Raw genomic sequence first — 16,682 nt, forward strand, 5'->3', positions numbered from 1 at the left:
GATGGTGACGATGGCGACGACGATGCAGATGATGCAGATGATGCGGATGATGACGAGGAAGAAGTCGAGGTCGAAGTCGACGTAGAAGAAACTGAAGATGCTGCCAGCGATTCTGATTCCGATGTAGATAGCAACAATGACGACGATGATGAGTAAATTCTGATTTGCCTTGGGCTGGAGAAGGTGAAGCTGCAAGCTACATTCTGTCTGGTGCTGTGTTGGATCAGAGTGCGGGATTGTAGCTTGCAGTATTGCTATTCGTTGCTTTGACTTTTCGTTAGGTAAGGATATGTGGTTGTTTGTTTATGTTCATTAATTGGGTCAGTGGCAGGGAGTACAATGAGCAGTAAGCTGTATATAAAAACCTTTGGTTGTCAGATGAATGAATATGATTCGGCTAAAATGGCTGATATTCTTTTATCCGAGAAGGGTATGGAGCTGACTGAAATACCTGAAGAAGCCGATTTGATTCTATTTAATACTTGCTCAGTTCGTGAAAAGGCACAGGAAAAAATTTTTCATGATCTGGGGCGTGTACGACATCTTAAAAATAACAAGCCTGCTTTGTTGATTGGTGTGGGTGGATGTGTAGCTAGCCAGGAAGGTTTGGAGATAATCAGGCGTGCTCCATTTGTAGATTTGGTGTTTGGCCCTCAAACGCTACATAGGCTACCAGAGTTGATTGATGCCCGCAGACTTACAGGTCAATCCCAGGTTGACATTACTTTTCCAGAAATAGAAAAGTTTGATCGCTTACCACCTGCTCGTACAACGGGAGCAACCGCTTTTGTATCCATTATGGAAGGATGTAGTAAATACTGCAGCTTTTGTGTTGTTCCTTATACCCGGGGAGAGGAGGTTTCCAGACCGTTGGATGATGTTCTGACCGAGGTAGCTGAGCTTGTGATTCAAGGAGTTAAGGAAGTTACTTTGCTTGGACAGAATGTAAATGCCTATTGTGACAAGACAAGCGAAGCAGGGGATATAGATTTTGCTACCTTGCTGGATTATGTTCATGAAATTCCAGGTCTGGAACGTATCCGGTACACGACTTCTCATCCGAGAGAGTTTACGGCTCGATTGATTGAAGCGTATCAGCGGTTACCAAAGGTGGTTGGCCATGTGCACCTGCCTGTACAGTCCGGATCAGACAGAGTTCTAGTCGCGATGAAGCGTGGTTATACCACAATTGAGTATAAGTCCATTATTCGTAAATTACGTGCAATTCGTCCAGATATATCGATATCATCGGATTTTATTGTTGGATTTCCGGGTGAAACGGATGCAGACTTTGAAGAAACAATGAAATTGATTGATGATGTGAAATTTGATGAATCTTTCAGTTTTATCTATAGCCCGCGTCCGGGAACACCTGCCTCAGATTTGCCGGATGATACGCCTTACCAGATAAAATTGGCTAGGCTGCATCGATTACAGGAGGAAATACAATTTAATGCGCAAATGATCAGTCACAGTATGGTTGATACTGTTCAGCGTGTTTTAGTAGAGGGACCATCAAAAAAAGATCCAAATGAATTTTGTGGAAGAACGGACAATAACCGGGTAGTCAATTTTGCTGGACATGCTGATTTGATAGGAAGCTTTGTTGATATCAAGATAACAGCAGTTTCATCACATACGCTACGTGGTGAAATTTCTGGCATGTAATGATCACTCTGTTTACGATCAGTTTGTTATTCTGCTTGATTACAGTCAGTGTTTGAACACTACGATGGCACTTTCAGTAGAATCCAAGCCCGAATCTGTTGAACTGACATTTTCGCCTACAGATAATGAACGCTTGGTCAGTCTTTGTGGGGTATTAGATGAAAATCTCAGGCAGATTGAATCTGCTTTTGATGTAGTAATTACACGCAGAGGGAGCCACTTCAAACTTTACGGTTTTGTAAATCAAATCGATCTTGCAGTTCGAGCATTAAAGAAATTCTATGAAGAGTCGGATCATCACCTTAGTGTTGAGCAGATACAACTAGGTTTGGTTGAAATCAGGAATATTAGTTCTTTATCTACTATGGATCCGGAAAGAGCTGCAACGAATCTCGGCTCGGCATCATTACAACTTATAACTCGTCGCGGCAATATTCAAGGCCGCACTGTTCGGCAAACGGACTATATTTATCAGATCAGGGAGCACGATGTTACTTTTGGCATTGGACCGGCAGGCACCGGGAAGACCTATCTTGCTGTTGCTTGTGCGGTAGATGCGTTGGAGCGCGAGCTGGTTGGCCGGATTATTCTGGTACGCCCGGCTGTGGAGGCGGGGGAAAGACTGGGATTTCTGCCAGGTGATATGGTGCAGAAGGTAGATCCCTATTTGCGGCCGCTCTATGATGCCTTGTATGACTTAATGGGGTTTGAAAAAGTTAACAGGTATTTTGAGAAGGGTACTATTGAAATTGCGCCATTAGCGTTTATGCGTGGCCGTACTCTCAATCAATCATTCATTATTTTGGACGAAGCGCAAAATACAACGCCTGAACAGATGAAAATGTTTCTGACACGTATCGGTTTTGGTTCCAAGGCGGTAATCACGGGAGATATAACACAGATAGATTTACCTAAACATCAGAAGAGCGGTTTAGTCGAAGTTGAACACGTGTTAAAAAGAATAAGTGGAATAGCGTTTACGCATTTTAAAACTGATGATGTAGTTCGACATCCGCTGGTTCAGCGTATAGTGGATGCGTATGAAAAGTATGCCTCTGATAAAGAAAACCAGTGAATTTTCTGGTAATGGACAGGCACTTGAGTTGACGGTGCAGTTTGCAACAGATGAAACAAATATTCCGAGTAGACAGCTGTTTCGTAAATGGATCGAAGCTGCATTAAATAAGCCGGCTGAGATTGTTATTCGTATCGTTGATATGCCGGAAGGAGAGGCGCTTAATCGCAAGTTTCGCGGTAAGGACTCGGCAACTAATGTGTTGACATTTGTGTATAGTAATGACGCTCCACTTTTCGGTGATATCGTGCTGTGCGCACCTGTGATTTGCAGGGAAGCGGAGCAGCAATGTAAAGATCTGACAGCACACTATGCACATCTTACTGTGCATGGTGCTTTACATTTGCAAGGGTATGACCATACCTGTGAAGAAGATGCCATTATTATGGAATCTCTCGAAACAAGGATTATCACCAGACTCGATTATCCTGATCCTTATGTCATTCAACAGTGAAATGATATAAACGGATCAGGCAATTCTTTTTTTTCCGATTATACATTCCATGAACGAGACCTCCTCCAAAGTTGGTTGGCTTGAGCATATCAGTACGTTACTTTCGCGCAAACCGGAAGATCGTGAGCAGTTGCTTGCTTTACTGCATTCTGCTTATGAGCGCAACTTGCTCGATGCAGATGCATTGGCCATGATTGAAGGAGTGATGCAAGTTTCGGAAATGCAGGTGCGTGATGTTATGGTGCCTCGCTCGCAAATGGATACGATTGATATCAACGAAAAACCTGAGGAGGTTGTTCCATTTGTGATTGAGACAGCGCATTCACGGTTTCCCGTTACGGACGGAAATAAAGATCAAGTTATGGGCGTTTTATTGGCAAAGGATCTGCTGCGTTATTACTCGAGTAGAGAGGCATTCAATATACGGGATATGCTACGCCCAGTGGTATACATACCCGAATCCAAGAAACTTAATATTCTTCTTAAAGATTTTCGCAGCAATCGTAATCATATTGCTATCGTTGTCGATGAATATGGTGGTGTGGCTGGACTGGTTACAATTGAGGATGTATTGGAACAGATTGTTGGGGATATTGAGGACGAGTATGACTTTGACGAGGATGAGGCATACATTGTAGCGGATACAGATGGCCATTACCGTGTCAAGGCAATTACAGAAATATCAAACTTTAATGAGACTTTGGGTGCATCATTTAGTGATAAGAATTTTGATACGATTGGCGGTCTTGTTATTAACGAGTTTGGCAGGCTTCCTGAAAATGGGGAATCAATTATCATCGAAGATTTGAGTTTTACCGTTGTGAGAGCGGATAGCCGTCGTTTGCATCTTTTAAAAGTGGAGCGTATTAAATCTGAGTTGGCTGATACTGTGGATTCATAAGGCTACCCTGGTTTTTTGCAATCAACATAGCTGGGTTTATGCGGAATGATTGCCTGTGACCAGATGGGTGAGGAAATGCTTTAATATCTAAAGACTTTACTCTAATTTTATAATTGGTTGGAAATTAGAAATTAAACTGGAACGAAAGGTCAAGATTTGATAAATAGGATTAATTTGCATTTTTCTTATCCCGATAGCCAGAAAAATGAGTGATCGTGAGATCGATCAGCAGCTGGTAGAACGGGTGCGACAGGGTGATAAGCGTGCTTTTGATCTGCTGGTTATTAAATACCAGCGGCGGCTCGCACGCTTATTGTCTCGATTTGTTAGGGATCCGGCTGAAGTAGAGGATATTACCCAGGAAACCTTTATCAAGGCCTATCGGGCATTAGCTTCGTTTCGCGGTGACAGTGCCTTTTATACTTGGCTATATCGGATCGGAGTTAATACCGCTAAAAATTTTCTGATATCACAAGGTCGCAAGCAACCTGCAACTATTACCGGATTCGATGCAGAAGATGCAGAGAATTTCGAAGGGGCAGATCAGCTTCGGGAGGTGAATACACCTGAAAGTGAACTTATGGGAAAACAGGTTGCCCAAACCGTAAATCAGGCACTTGAAGCTTTGCCTGAAGAGCTGAGAGTCGCAATTACTCTCAGGGAACTTGAAGGATTAAGCTACGAAGAAATTGCCAGTATTATGAATTGTCCAATCGGTACAGTACGATCCAGAATATTCAGAGCACGTGAGGCGGTAGCTGACAAACTGCGTCCTTTGTTAGGTACTGATGGGAGTAAAAGATGGTAACAAGAGGTGAAAATGTGAGAAAGAAGGTATCTGAATTAATGGATGGTGAGCTTGAGAATACGGATGCGGTTGCAATCATTAATGCTGTAAAAAGTGACAGTAATCTGCTTTCCGACTGGGAGATTTATCACGCGATCAAGGATTCGCTACATCAATCTGTTGTTAGCATAGATGTTTCTGAAAAAATCAGAAATAAACTGATTGATGAACCGTTACTATTGATGCCTCATCCGCACAAAAAATATCATAAACAAAAGTTATTGGGATTTTCGATTGCTGCTTCTATTACAGCATTGTCAGTCGGATGGCTGATATTTCAGTCTGTGGAACAGCATGAGACAACTCTAAAAGAAGTCTATGTGGCTGAGAAAGTAAATGACAAGACTACACCTATTGGCGAGCAGCGTTCGTTGGTTACATTCCAACCCGTTCCTTCGTACTCATTCTCATCTGTTCCTGGCAACAATAACTATCCTCTGATCTACAGAGGCGTAACACACGAGAGCGTTGGCCGTTATCCATCGGTCGGAATGTCTCCAGCTATTGAGCCGGCCCGGGCGCAGTCTGTTATGCCCGTTGAATAATGTGAATTATAAGTTTGAGATGGTGTTTAATATGTGGAAGAGTGGATATCCTGTCCTTCTGTGGGCAGAGAGAGCTTGTAAAGATAGGTGCCGAGATGTTTTGACGCGCAACAAATCTGGATTTGCGTAGACCGTAGACCCTAGTTATTCCTAAATTATAATTATATATTTATTATCATGGTTTTTCAAAGTAACTCCTGTTCAAGCATAGGATTAACATTGATAGTGACTACAATTAAAAATGCATGGCAAAGGGTAGTATTTATAATTTGTCTGTGCTGGGCGGTATCGTTTGTGCTGCCTGTTTCCTTGCAAGCAAAGGATTTGCCGGATTTTACTGATCTGGTGGAAAAACATGGGCAGGCGGTTGTCAATATCAGTACAATTCAGACTCAACAGGTTGGTGTTGGTCAGTTTATGCCGGAAATTCCTAATATTCCGGAAGATTCCCCCTTTTATGAATTTTTTCGTAGACACATCCAGCCTTATTCGGGTCCGAAAAAGTATGAATCTCGTTCACTTGGTTCAGGTTTTATTATCAGTAAGGATGGCTATATTCTGACCAATGCACATGTAGTTGAAGCGGCTAATGAGATTACTGTTCGTTTGACGGATAAGCGTGAATTCAGTGCAAAAGTGATCGGAGCAGATCAAAAAACAGATATTGCTCTGCTTAAAATAGATGCAAATAATCTGCCAGTAGTGACTCAGGGCAATCCTGATCAACTTAAGGTTGGGGAATGGGTGGTTGCTATTGGTGCTCCCTTTGGTTTTGAGAACACGGTGACGGCGGGGATCGTGAGTGCAAAAGGGCGTTCGCTTGCCCAGGAAAGCTATGTTCCCTTTATACAAACTGACGTGGCAATTAATCCGGGTAATTCAGGTGGGCCGCTGTTTAATATGAAGGGTGATGTTGTAGGTATCAATTCCCAGATTTACAGTCGAACAGGTGGGTTTATGGGGCTTTCTTTTGCTATTCCGATCGATGTTGCTATGGATATTGCGGATCAGCTCAAGACCTATGGCAAGATTTCCCGTGGAAAGATTGGCGTCATGATACAAGAAATGACGGATGAGCTAGCCGAGTCTTTTAATCTGGATAAGTCACGTGGTGCACTGGTGGTTTCGGTGGAAAAAAACGGGCCAGCTGACAGAGCTGGCATTAAGATAAGAGACGTTATTCTGAGATTTGATGACCAGGATATTGAGGCTTCAAGTGATTTACCACGCATTGTTGGTAACACGAAGCCTGGTTCCAAGGTGCTTGTTGAGATATGGCGTAATGGTTCGGTTAAAAAATTAACTGTTTCAGTAGGTGAAATGCCTATGGAAAGTGATACTATCAGCCAGAAACAAAGTAAGTCGGGAGATGCTACCAGCAGGCTTGGTCTCGTTCTAAGGGAGCTTTCTACTAGCCAGAAAAGTCAGCTTGGTATAGAGAATGGTTTGTTAGTGGATGAAGTTTATGACGGGCTGGCCAGTAGTTCAGGCATTCGTCCTGGAGATGTTATTCTGGGGTTCAATAATCGAGATATAAAATCTGTCAGACAGTTCAACAAGCTCTTAGATGATGCCCCAAAAGGTCGAAATATTGCTCTGTTAATAAGAAGAGGAGATGTTGCCACCTTCATTACCATAAAAATAAATGAATAGTCAGATAGAATCCAAAAAACTGGCCATATACGGAAGGAAAGGTTGTCATCTTTGTGAGGAGATGATTGCTTCTCTTTGTAATCTACAAAAGGAATTCCGGTTTGAATTCACAGTGATTAATATTGATGAAGATGAGAATTTGATCCGGTTATATGGTGTGCGCGTTCCAGTTCTATTTGCTGTGAATGAAAAAAAAGAACTGTGTCACTATTTCCTTGATTCAGAGGTGCTTGACGCTTACTTTGCCTGAATTTCAGCTTTTTGTTGATTTTCTCCGCAGCAGGTTGAATACGTTTTTTCTGCAAAAAATTCCATTTTTATATTTTACTGTTTTTATTCTGTGTAAGAAACAATGCGGAGGCTGAGCAGATCGCTGTTCATTTCTTCTGACAGGTTCGGGAAATCTATCTTCCTCTTGCCGATTTGTATACAATCACTTCTTTCGTCCCAGGCTTCCATCAATTCTCCAGCCAACCGGTGATTTTTTGATACAGCACATTCGTAATTTTTCCATTATTGCGCATATTGATCATGGTAAGTCTACACTTGCTGATCGCATTATTCAGTTTTGCGGAGGTCTTTCTGATCGGGAAATGGAAGCTCAAGTACTTGATTCGATGGATCTGGAGCGTGAACGCGGTATTACGATAAAGGCACAAACTGCTGCCTTGCATTATCAAGCTAAGGATGGCGTGAATTATTTGCTGAATCTGATTGATACGCCAGGACACGTTGATTTCTCCTATGAAGTATCCCGCTCACTCTCTGCTTGTGAAGGCGCTTTGCTGGTTGTCGATGCTTCTCAAGGTGTTGAAGCGCAGACGGTTGCAAATTGTTATACCGCAATCGAGCAAGGAGTCGAAGTTATTCCAGTGCTGAACAAAATTGATTTGCCCGCTGCAGATCCTGATAGGGTGATTGCTGAAATAGAAGATATTATCGGAATTGAAGCCGAAAATGCTCTGCGTATCAGTGCTAAAACCGGTGAAGGGATAAATGAAGTTCTGGAAATGATCGTGGCACAAGTTCCATCTCCGGAAGGAGAGGTGGATGCGCCGCTCAAGGCGCTGATAATAGATTCCTGGTTTGACAGTTATGTGGGCGTTGTGATGCTGGTTCGAGTAATGGATGGTGTGTTGAAGCCAGGTAACAAGCTTTTACTGATGTCCAGTAAGGCAAGCTATTTATGTGAAGAAGTGGGTGTTTTTCAGCCTAAAGCAGTTAATCGTGAATCCCTGAGTGCTGGTGAGGTTGGTTTCGTGATTTCCGGAATCAAGGATTTAAAATCTGCCAAAGTGGGAGATACAGTAACACTGGCTGATCGTCCTGCTAGTGAGCCACTGGATGGATTCAAGGAAATCAAACCACAGGTCTTTGCAGGGTTGTATCCGGTCGAATCCAATCAATATGATGCGTTACGCGCGGCGTTGGAAAAATTGCAGTTGAACGATGCATCCTTGCATTTTGAACCGGAAACTTCTCAGGCGTTGGGTTTTGGGTTTCGTTGCGGATTCCTGGGGCTGTTGCATCTGGATATTATTCAGGAGCGACTGGAGCGAGAATACGATATGGATCTTATTACGACTGCGCCCACAGTGGTTTATCAGGTTATCCTGCGTGATGGAAAGGTTGTAGAGATCGAGAATCCTTCCAGGCTACCAGAATTATCCAGCATAGAGGAAATTAGGGAACCTGTGATTACCGCAACTATCTTGGTTCCGGAAGAATATGTAGGCGCAGTGATGACGCTATGTACCGGTAAGCGTGGTGTCCAAGAAAATATGCAATATATGGGCAGGCAGGTCATGCTTGTCTATGAGTTGCCTTTGAATGAAGTGGTGATGGATTTCTTTGATAAGTTGAAATCTGTAAGTCGTGGTTATGCTTCGCTTGATTATGAACTCAAGGAATTCAGAGCAGCTGATCTGGTTAAGCTCGACATACTGATCAATAGTGATCGGGTGGATGCCTTGTCCCTGATTGTACACCGTGCCAGCAGTCAGCAACGTGGACGGGAACTGGCACAAAAAATGCGTGAACTTATTCCGCGGCAAATGTTTGATATTGCAATACAGGCAGCAATAGGTGCTCATATTGTGGCACGTGAGAATGTCAAAGCGTTGCGTAAAAATGTGTTGGCAAAGTGCTATGGAGGAGACATTACACGTAAACGCAAGTTGCTGGAAAAGCAGAAGGCAGGAAAAAAGCGTATGAAACGAGTCGGTAATGTTGAAATTCCACAAGCTGCATTTCTTGCGATCCTTCAAGTGGATGGTAAGTAACAACGTTGATGAATAAGGTGTTTAATTTGTTGATCAGTATATCTTTAAATCAGATAAGTCCCGGGGCACTATGAATTTTCCTTTGGTGTTGCTCGCTTTATTGGTAGTTACAGGTGGGATTTGGCTGCTTGACTATTTAGTACTGCGGCACAAGCGCACTCCTGATGATGTTGAATCATGGTGGATTGAGTACCCCAAAAGTTTTTTTCCTATTATTTTGATTGTGTTCTGTCTGAGATCATTTCTGGTAGAGCCTTTTAAAATACCATCCGGTTCTATGATACCCACCTTGCTGGTGGGAGATTTTATACTGGTCAACAAGTATACTTATGGGATTAGACTGCCTGTGGCAAACCTGAAGATTATCGATATGAACGAGCCCAAACGGGGTGAAGTCATGGTATTCCGTTTCCCGGAAGATCCTTCTATTGACTACATCAAGCGAGTGATCGGTATACCTGGCGATACGGTGACTTACCGAAATAAGCAGCTGAGCATCAATGATGTTCTTATTCGATTGGAACCGGATGGCGACTATAAATATATTGAATCCGGGTTGGCATATATTTATACACAGCGGTTTAAGGAAAATATAGATGGTAACGAATATAGCATCCTGATTAATCGGGAAATGCCCGACATACAGCTATCTGCTATCCATCATTTCCCCAATCGGGAAAACTGTACTTTTGATCAAACAGGTTTCTCGTGCAAAATTCCGGAAGGTCATTATTTTACTTTGGGCGATAATCGTGATGGCAGCAGTGACAGCCGGTATTGGGGATTTGTGCCGGAAGATCATATTGTTGGTAAGGCTTTCCTGATCTGGTGGAATTTTAATGATCTGAGCAGGATCGGTACGCTGATCAAGTAATGCTTTAAATCTTTAGTACGCCACAGGATATTATGTATTCGCTATACTCCTCAACAAACAGGGGGCAACAAGGGATAAGTCTACCCGGATTGCTGACATGGTCTATAGCCATTGTACTGGTGGTCATTTTAGGAATGAAATTAATCCCTTCTTTTATTGAATTTGCCGCAATCAAACGGACATTAGTGACAATTGCCAGTGATCCTGAACTGCGAGATGCGGGTGCGCGTGAAATGCGTCTGGCTTTTGACAAACGTGCGGCGGTGGATAACATAAAATCCGTGAACGGGAGTGATATTATCATCAGAAAACAGAATGAGCAGATAGTATTGAGTGCCAGTTATACGGTTAAGAAACCTTTGTTTGCAAACCTTGCGCTACTGATTGATTTCGATGCAACCAGTGATCGATGACCAGATCTAAATTTACATTAGGGGACATAAAAAGCAAACGCATAAAGAAACTGAAAGAACAGGATTACACTGTTTTTTTCCAGAAACTGGGCTACACTTTTAAGCAGCCGAACCTGCTTCAGGAAGCTTTGACCCATCGCAGCCTCGGTTTTCCAAATAATGAACGTCTTGAGTTTCTGGGGGATAGTGTGTTGAACTGTGCAGTATCAACACTGCTGTTCAAACATTTTCCACAATTACCGGAAGGGGGGTTGACAAGATTACGTGCAAATTTTGTTAACCAGGAGGCTCTGCATCAGCTTGCATCTACTTTAGATATTGGCGGATTGATTTTGCTCGGCGATGGCGAGCGCAAAAGTGGTGGCCATAAACGCCCTTCTATCCTAGCGAATGCAATGGAAGCCATTATCGGAGCGATCTATCTCGAAAGTGGATTTGCAAAAGTCGATCAAGTGATTATTGCACTATATGATCCTCTATTAAAGCAGCTGGATCCTGATTTTTTTGGTAAAGATCCCAAGACTCTATTGCAGGAATATCTACAGAGTCAGAAAGTGGACTTGCCTGAATACAGCACACTTCTGACACGCGGTGATGCACATGCACGGGTTTTTCATGTGGAATGCGTAATTCCGGAATTTGCTATTCGCACAAGTGGTGAAGGAACCAGTCGCCGTCGCGCTGAACAGGAGGCTGCTCGCCGGGCTTATAAACTTGCTGTGGTAAGGCATTAGCAGCCTATTCTGCGATTTAATAGCATTAACACGATACAAATTTTTTGATCAATTCGAATTCTCTTCATCCAGACAGAGCTTTACTATGAGCGTATCTGGTTACAAAGCAGGTTATATATCCATTGTGGGGCGGCCTAATGTTGGTAAATCGACCCTGCTGAATCATCTGATTAAACAGAAGATCAGTATTACTTCCAGAAAAGCACAAACCACACGTTTTCGGATTCATGGGATACTGACGGATGAACGCTCACAATTTGTTTTTGTGGATACACCAGGTTTCCAGAGGCGTCATCGCAGCCAGCTTAATCAGGTAATGAACCGGGTCGTTCTGCAAAGTATGCAGGATGTGGATGTCATCTTATTTGTGCTTGAGGCTGGACGGTTTGGCCAAGAGGATGAGCAGGTTCTTGAGCAATTACCCCAAGACATTCCTGTGATTCTGGTGATAAACAAAATTGATTTGTTGCCGGATAAGCTGCAATTGCTCCCATTTATGCGAAAAATGGCAGACATGTTCGAGTTTTCTGCTATCGTTCCAGTCAGTGCCTTGCAAAACAGGCAGCTATCCGCCTTGATTGAAACGATTCGTCAGCACTTGCCGGAAAATCCGCTCTTGTTCGCCGAGGATGAAATCACCGATCGTAGTGAACGGTTTCTGGCAGCAGAATTGCTGCGCGAGAAAGTTTTCCGGCAAATCGGCGAAGAGGTGCCCTACTCGGTGAGTGTGATCATCGAGCAATTTGTCGTGGAGGGTGGTTTGCGGCGCATCCATGCCTGTATTCTGGTGGAAAGGGAAAACCAGAAAGCCATCATCATTGGTAAGCAGGGGAAGAAGCTGAAAGAAATGGCCACGCAGGCGCGTAAGGATATGGAGGTATTGTTTGACGGCAAAGTCTATCTAGAGGTGTGGGTTAAAGTAAAATCCGGTTGGGCAGATGATACCGTTGCACTAAAGAGTCTGGGATACGAATAGTAAGAAAACGCCTGCTGCCAGTAGCCATCCGGTATGTCCTGAAACAGATTTTTGCAGATCTGCAAGCCTATAAAATACTCAAAAACAGCAATTTAAAATGACTGGGAGAACTGAATAATCATGGTAGCTCTGGGTGTTAATATTGATCATATTGCTACGGTGCGACAAGTCCGAGGAACAGCCTATCCCAGTCCGGTCGAGGCGGCCTTGGTTGCTGAGGAATCTGGAGCAGATGCGATTACATTGCATTTGCGTGAAGACCGACGCCATATTCAGGAAGAAGATGTGATTATGCTGCGAGAGCAGCTTAAAACCCGGATGAACCTGGAAAGTGCTGTAACAGAAGAGATGATTGTTTTCGCCTGCAGAGTCAAGCCACATGATATTTGTCTGGTGCCGGAGCGGCGCGAAGAATTGACCACTGAAGGTGGACTAGACGTGGTTCGGCACTTTGAGCAGGTAAGTGCAGCATGCAAACGCCTCACGGAAGCCGGAATTCGTGTTTCTCTGTTTGTTGATGCGCGAGCTGATCAGATTGATGCAGCTGTCAAAGTGGGCGCTCCGGTGATTGAGTTGCATACAGGGCATTATGCGGATGCCGCAGCACCAGATGCACAGCAGGTTGAACTGGAAACAATCCGCAGCATGGCAGCCTATGCGTTTAAACAGGGATTACAGGTTAACGCCGGACACAGCTTGCATTATCGGAATACGATACAGATTGCAGCAATACCGGAAATATTCGAGTTGAATATCGGTCATGCCATCGTTGCCCGAGCGTTGTTTGTCGGTTTCGCCCAAGCCGTACGGGAAATGAAAACGCTGATTCAAAAGGCGCGTACATGATATACGGGATCGGTACCGATCTGGTCGATCCTGCCCGCATTGCAGATTCTCTGGAACGTTACGGGGAACGGTTTGCCAGGCATGTACTGGCAGATTCCGAATGGCCGGAATATGTGAAACATGCCAGGCCGGCAGTATTTCTGGCAAAGCGTTTTGCCGCCAAGGAAGCCTTTTCCAAAGCTGTGGGTACAGGTTTGCGTGCGCCGGTCATGTTCGGGAATATTGCTGTTCAGCATGATACTCAAGGAAGACCTTATTTTGAGTTTCACCAGGAACTGGCCGACTGGATAGGGCAACGTGGTATCGTTTGTCATCATCTTTCCATTAGTGATGAGCTGACACTGGCAAGTGCCTTTGTTGTACTGGAAAGATAAAGATGCCCCTTCTTGGTCCGTTGATGCTTGATATAGCGGGCACAACATTATCTGAAGCGGAGTGTGCCCGATTGAGCCACCCGCTTGTTGGTGGCGTCATTCTGTTTGCACGCAATTATGAGTCACCGGCACAACTGTCCGGGTTGACTGCATCCATTCGTGCATTACGCTATCCATCCCTGCTGATTGCAGTGGATCAGGAAGGCGGTCGAGTGCAGCGTTTTCGTAACGGTTTCACACGATTACCTCCTATGCGTGCGTTGGGGGAAATTCACGATAAGAACTCGGATCAGGCACGTTATCTGGCAAAGCAAACAGGTTTTGTTTTGGCTTCCGAGCTTAAAGCTTGTGATGTTGACTTGAGCTTTACTCCCGTGCTTGATCTTGACTACGGTCAAAGCTGTGTAATCGGTGATCGCGCTTTTCATCGAGAATCGCAAAAGGTTGCTGATCTGGCTTGTGCCCTGATGAACGGGTTAAAGTCAGCGGGGATGGCAGCAGTGGGTAAACATTTTCCCGGCCATGGTGCAATCCGGGCGGATACGCATCTCGAAACTGCTATTGATACGCGTGATTACACCGATATCGAAAAAGAGGATCTGATTCCCTTTCGCAAGATGATCGATTCCAGCCTTTCCGGCATCATGGCAGCACATGTTATTTATCCTGCAATCGACACAAGTCCGGCGGGCTTTTCCAGTGTATGGCTGCAGCGTATTTTGCGGGACGATCTGGGATTTGAAGGCTGTGTTTTCAGTGATGACTTGTGCATGCAGGCTGCCAGGAACTATGGCAGCATTACTCATCGGGCAGAGCAGGCTTTGCAGGCGGGATGTGATATGGTGCTGGTATGCAATGATCCCAATGCAGCAGATGAGCTGTTGAAGTCACTGCAATGGGAATTTTCTGCTGTCAGTATGGCCCGGCTGGAACGCATGCGCGGACAAAAAATGATTTATTCCATGGCTCAATTACATAAAATGGAACGATTCATCCGTGCCGCAGATGAGATCAGTAAAATTGTTCCGGCCGGTAGCCGCATGTCCTTGTAAGGACTTAATTTTACAACAAGCTATTTTTTCTTGATTGATATGGATAATTTATTTGATGTGGCAGTTATCGGCGCTGGGCCTGGTGGCTATGTGGCGGCTATCCGCTGTGCGCAACTCGGACTCAACACCGTATGTATCGATGATTGGAAAAATGAGCAAGGCAAACCCAGTCTGGGGGGGACCTGTCTGAATGTCGGTTGTATTCCTTCCAAAGCACTGCTCGAATCTTCCGAAAATTTTGAACGCGCCGGACATAAGTTTGTTGAACACGGTATTAAAGTGGAAGGATTGTCGATTGATATTCCAGCCATGATTGCTCGCAAGGACAAGATCGTCAAAGCTTTTACCGGCGGTATTGGCATGTTGTTTAAGAAAAATAAAATAACAGCGGTGCATGGCCGGGGAATGTTGCAAAAGCGTTATCAAGAACGCGGCAATGATGATGACAGTTGGGAAATCCGGGTGAGTGCCGGCGACGAGAAAGAACAATCGGTACGTGCCAGGCATATCATCATTGCGACCGGCTCGACGCCTCGTACGCTGAAGCTGGCGCCGGTTGATGATGTTAACGTACTCGACAACGCGGGTGCGCTGGCCTTGCAGCAAACCCCCGCGAAACTTGCCATTATCGGTGCGGGTGTCATCGGCCTGGAATTGGGAAGTGTCTGGCGCAGGCTGGGTGCGGAAGTGACTTTACTGGAAGCTCAGGCGGATTTCCTGTCGACAGCAGATGAGCAAGTTGCCAAGGAAGCCTACAAGGCATTGACGCGCGATACCGGGCTTGTCATTCATACCGGAGTTGAGATCAAATCGACCGAGGCAGACAATGATGGCGTGAAAATTGACTATATCGATCGTGACAATAACCCGCAAAGCTTACAGGCAGATAAACTCATCGTGGCTGTAGGGCGGATTCCCAACACTGTCGGCCTGGGGGCTGATGCGGTGGGATTGCAGCTTGATGAGCGCGGATATATCAGCGTGGATGAATTTTGCCAGACCAGTCTGCAGAATGTATATGCAATTGGCGATGTCGTAAGAGGACCGATGCTGGCACACAAGGCTTCCGAGGAAGGTGTCGCTGTTGCCGAGCGGATTGCATCTGGCCGGCAAGGGGAATCTGGTTCATCCATCCATGTGGATCTCGGAATGATGCCGTGGGTGATCTATACCGCACCGGAGATTGCTTGGGTGGGTAAAACCGAACAAACGCTGAAAGCAGATGGAGTTGCCTACAAGGCAGGACAGTTTCCATTTATGGCTAATGGACGTGCTCGCGCACTGGGAGAAACAACCGGGTTTGTCAAAATCCTGGCGGATGCGGAAAGTGATCGCATCCTGGGTGTGCACATGGTGGGTCCTTATGTTTCCGAGATGATTGCAGAAGCCGTAGTTGCCATGGAGTTTTCCGCCAGCAGTGAAGATCTGGCACGCATCGTACATGCCCATCCTTCACTTTCAGAATCACTGCATGAAGCTGCACTGGGTGTAGATAAACGAGCTATTCATATCTAATTTTGTACGGTCTCGACCTCGATTTTACAAGGATAAGCAGCATGAAACTGCTGTTTGGGGGTGTGCTGTTGATCTCGATCTCGATGTCAGGATTTGCAGCAACAGGTAGCGAAACACAGATTCTTGAGCTGGAAGCGGCTGTTATGCAGCAACAACAGGAACAGCAGACTTTGTTCCAGCAGTTTCAAATGCTTCAGGAATTGCGGCGCCATGAGATCACACAGGATAATCAGACTGTCCCGATCGGGAGCGACATTGTTATGAATGGTGAAGTACCCAAGTATGAAGACATGGCCAAACAACGTAAGGAGCGTATCGAAAGGATACGTCGCTATACAGATAAGCTGAATGAGCTCTATACACGCTACCAGGAAGCAGAAAATGAAAGACGGGCGCTCATCGAACAACTGAACGGACTGAAACTGGGTGAAGAGAGCTCAGTAGAATAAAAAATAACATACGAGTTAATTGTT

At 44.8% G+C, this 16,682-nt stretch carries 18 protein-coding genes; all 18 read left to right on the top strand.

The window, feature by feature from the left end:
* Positions 1 to 339 precede the first annotated feature (339 nt).
* The 18 genes from miaB (at position 340) to ABO04_RS04265 (ending at position 16,658) form a co-directional block, all read left to right on the top strand.
* Positions 340 to 1,668 (top strand): tRNA (N6-isopentenyl adenosine(37)-C2)-methylthiotransferase MiaB, encoded by a 1,329-nt coding sequence (miaB, locus tag ABO04_RS04180; protein ID WP_160809442.1) that lies wholly within the window; start codon positions 340 to 342, stop codon positions 1,666 to 1,668.
* A gap of 64 nt (positions 1,669 to 1,732) precedes the next feature.
* Positions 1,733 to 2,743, top strand: coding sequence for a PhoH family protein (locus ABO04_RS04185; protein WP_160809443.1), 1,011 nt, complete (start codon positions 1,733 to 1,735; stop codon positions 2,741 to 2,743).
* Positions 2,718 to 3,197: an rRNA maturation RNase YbeY gene (gene ybeY, locus ABO04_RS04190; protein ID WP_240141426.1), complete on the top strand. Its 480-nt coding sequence runs from the start codon at positions 2,718 to 2,720 to the stop codon at positions 3,195 to 3,197. The genes ABO04_RS04185 and ybeY overlap by 26 nt, the downstream gene beginning before the upstream one ends.
* A gap of 49 nt (positions 3,198 to 3,246) precedes the next feature.
* On the top strand, positions 3,247 to 4,098 hold the full coding sequence (locus ABO04_RS04195) for a transporter associated domain-containing protein (protein WP_160809445.1): 852 nt from the start codon (positions 3,247 to 3,249) through the stop codon (positions 4,096 to 4,098).
* Between the two features lie 205 nt (positions 4,099 to 4,303).
* Entirely contained in the window at positions 4,304 to 4,906 is a 603-nt protein-coding gene (gene rpoE, locus ABO04_RS04200) for an RNA polymerase sigma factor RpoE (protein WP_160809446.1), read from the top strand.
* Complete coding sequence (locus ABO04_RS04205) at positions 4,900 to 5,490, top strand: sigma-E factor negative regulatory protein (protein ID WP_164504261.1); 591 nt, start codon at positions 4,900 to 4,902, stop codon at positions 5,488 to 5,490. Before rpoE ends, ABO04_RS04205 begins: the two co-directional genes overlap by 7 nt.
* A 177-nt stretch (positions 5,491 to 5,667) precedes the next feature.
* The gene (locus ABO04_RS04210) at positions 5,668 to 7,143 is read left to right on the top strand and encodes a DegQ family serine endoprotease (RefSeq protein WP_160809447.1); all 1,476 of its coding nucleotides are present in this window, start codon (positions 5,668 to 5,670) and stop codon (positions 7,141 to 7,143) included.
* Positions 7,136 to 7,393 carry a glutaredoxin family protein gene (locus ABO04_RS04215; RefSeq protein ID WP_160809448.1) on the top strand — a complete coding sequence of 86 codons (258 nt, stop codon included), beginning with the start codon at positions 7,136 to 7,138 and terminating at the stop codon, positions 7,391 to 7,393. Before ABO04_RS04210 ends, ABO04_RS04215 begins: the two co-directional genes overlap by 8 nt.
* 235 nt (positions 7,394 to 7,628) lie before the next feature.
* The gene (gene lepA, locus ABO04_RS04220) at positions 7,629 to 9,425 is read left to right on the top strand and encodes a translation elongation factor 4 (protein WP_164504262.1); all 1,797 of its coding nucleotides are present in this window, start codon (positions 7,629 to 7,631) and stop codon (positions 9,423 to 9,425) included.
* A 70-nt stretch (positions 9,426 to 9,495) separates the two neighbouring features.
* A complete protein-coding gene (gene lepB / locus ABO04_RS04225; protein ID WP_160809449.1) occupies positions 9,496 to 10,299 on the top strand; it encodes a signal peptidase I in 804 nt (267 codons plus the stop codon).
* Positions 10,300 to 10,433: 134 nt separating this feature from the next.
* On the top strand, positions 10,434 to 10,712 hold the full coding sequence (locus ABO04_RS04230) for a DUF4845 domain-containing protein (protein ID WP_240141416.1): 279 nt from the start codon (positions 10,434 to 10,436) through the stop codon (positions 10,710 to 10,712).
* Complete coding sequence (rnc, locus tag ABO04_RS04235; protein WP_160809451.1) at positions 10,709 to 11,446, top strand: ribonuclease III; 738 nt, start codon at positions 10,709 to 10,711, stop codon at positions 11,444 to 11,446. Before ABO04_RS04230 ends, rnc begins: the two co-directional genes overlap by 4 nt.
* Positions 11,447 to 11,531: 85 nt before the next feature.
* Complete coding sequence (gene era / locus ABO04_RS04240) at positions 11,532 to 12,422, top strand: GTPase Era (RefSeq protein ID WP_160809452.1); 891 nt, start codon at positions 11,532 to 11,534, stop codon at positions 12,420 to 12,422.
* 120 nt (positions 12,423 to 12,542) lie between these two features.
* Positions 12,543 to 13,268, top strand: a complete 726-nt coding sequence (gene pdxJ, locus ABO04_RS04245) for a pyridoxine 5'-phosphate synthase (RefSeq protein WP_160809453.1) — start codon at positions 12,543 to 12,545, stop codon at positions 13,266 to 13,268.
* Positions 13,265 to 13,642, top strand: a complete 378-nt coding sequence (gene acpS, locus ABO04_RS04250; protein WP_160809454.1) for a holo-ACP synthase — start codon at positions 13,265 to 13,267, stop codon at positions 13,640 to 13,642. The genes pdxJ and acpS overlap by 4 nt, the downstream gene beginning before the upstream one ends.
* Before the next feature lie 2 nt (positions 13,643 to 13,644).
* Positions 13,645 to 14,694 carry a beta-N-acetylhexosaminidase gene (gene nagZ / locus ABO04_RS04255; RefSeq protein WP_160809455.1) on the top strand — a complete coding sequence of 350 codons (1,050 nt, stop codon included), beginning with the start codon at positions 13,645 to 13,647 and terminating at the stop codon, positions 14,692 to 14,694.
* Positions 14,695 to 14,733: 39 nt separating this feature from the next.
* Positions 14,734 to 16,209, top strand: coding sequence for a dihydrolipoyl dehydrogenase (gene lpdA, locus ABO04_RS04260; protein ID WP_160809456.1), 1,476 nt, complete (start codon positions 14,734 to 14,736; stop codon positions 16,207 to 16,209).
* Positions 16,210 to 16,250: 41 nt separating this feature from the next.
* Positions 16,251 to 16,658, top strand: a complete 408-nt coding sequence (locus ABO04_RS04265) for a hypothetical protein (RefSeq protein ID WP_160809457.1) — start codon at positions 16,251 to 16,253, stop codon at positions 16,656 to 16,658.
* Positions 16,659 to 16,682 lie beyond the last annotated feature (24 nt).

The sequence above is a fragment of the Nitrosomonas sp. HPC101 genome (assembly GCF_009833125.1).
Taxonomy (GTDB): domain Bacteria; phylum Pseudomonadota; class Gammaproteobacteria; order Burkholderiales; family Nitrosomonadaceae; genus Nitrosomonas.

Bases quoted from the DNA above. Each gene is read 5' to 3' on its own strand.
- miaB (WP_160809442.1), top strand. From the start codon at position 340: ATGAGCAGTAAGCTGTATATAAAAACCTTTGGTTGTCAGATGAATGAA.
- ABO04_RS04185 (WP_160809443.1), top strand. From the start codon at position 1,733: ATGGCACTTTCAGTAGAATCCAAGCCCGAATCTGTTGAACTGACATTT.
- ybeY (WP_240141426.1), top strand. From the start codon at position 2,718: ATGCCTCTGATAAAGAAAACCAGTGAATTTTCTGGTAATGGACAGGCA.
- ABO04_RS04195 (WP_160809445.1), top strand. From the start codon at position 3,247: ATGAACGAGACCTCCTCCAAAGTTGGTTGGCTTGAGCATATCAGTACG.
- rpoE (WP_160809446.1), top strand. From the start codon at position 4,304: ATGAGTGATCGTGAGATCGATCAGCAGCTGGTAGAACGGGTGCGACAG.
- ABO04_RS04205 (WP_164504261.1), top strand. From the start codon at position 4,900: ATGGTAACAAGAGGTGAAAATGTGAGAAAGAAGGTATCTGAATTAATG.
- ABO04_RS04210 (WP_160809447.1), top strand. From the start codon at position 5,668: ATGGTTTTTCAAAGTAACTCCTGTTCAAGCATAGGATTAACATTGATA.
- ABO04_RS04215 (WP_160809448.1), top strand. From the start codon at position 7,136: ATGAATAGTCAGATAGAATCCAAAAAACTGGCCATATACGGAAGGAAA.
- lepB (WP_160809449.1), top strand. From the start codon at position 9,496: ATGAATTTTCCTTTGGTGTTGCTCGCTTTATTGGTAGTTACAGGTGGG.
- ABO04_RS04230 (WP_240141416.1), top strand. From the start codon at position 10,434: ATGAAATTAATCCCTTCTTTTATTGAATTTGCCGCAATCAAACGGACA.
- rnc (WP_160809451.1), top strand. From the start codon at position 10,709: ATGACCAGATCTAAATTTACATTAGGGGACATAAAAAGCAAACGCATA.
- era (WP_160809452.1), top strand. From the start codon at position 11,532: ATGAGCGTATCTGGTTACAAAGCAGGTTATATATCCATTGTGGGGCGG.
- pdxJ (WP_160809453.1), top strand. From the start codon at position 12,543: ATGGTAGCTCTGGGTGTTAATATTGATCATATTGCTACGGTGCGACAA.
- acpS (WP_160809454.1), top strand. From the start codon at position 13,265: ATGATATACGGGATCGGTACCGATCTGGTCGATCCTGCCCGCATTGCA.
- nagZ (WP_160809455.1), top strand. From the start codon at position 13,645: ATGCCCCTTCTTGGTCCGTTGATGCTTGATATAGCGGGCACAACATTA.
- lpdA (WP_160809456.1), top strand. From the start codon at position 14,734: ATGGATAATTTATTTGATGTGGCAGTTATCGGCGCTGGGCCTGGTGGC.
- ABO04_RS04265 (WP_160809457.1), top strand. From the start codon at position 16,251: ATGAAACTGCTGTTTGGGGGTGTGCTGTTGATCTCGATCTCGATGTCA.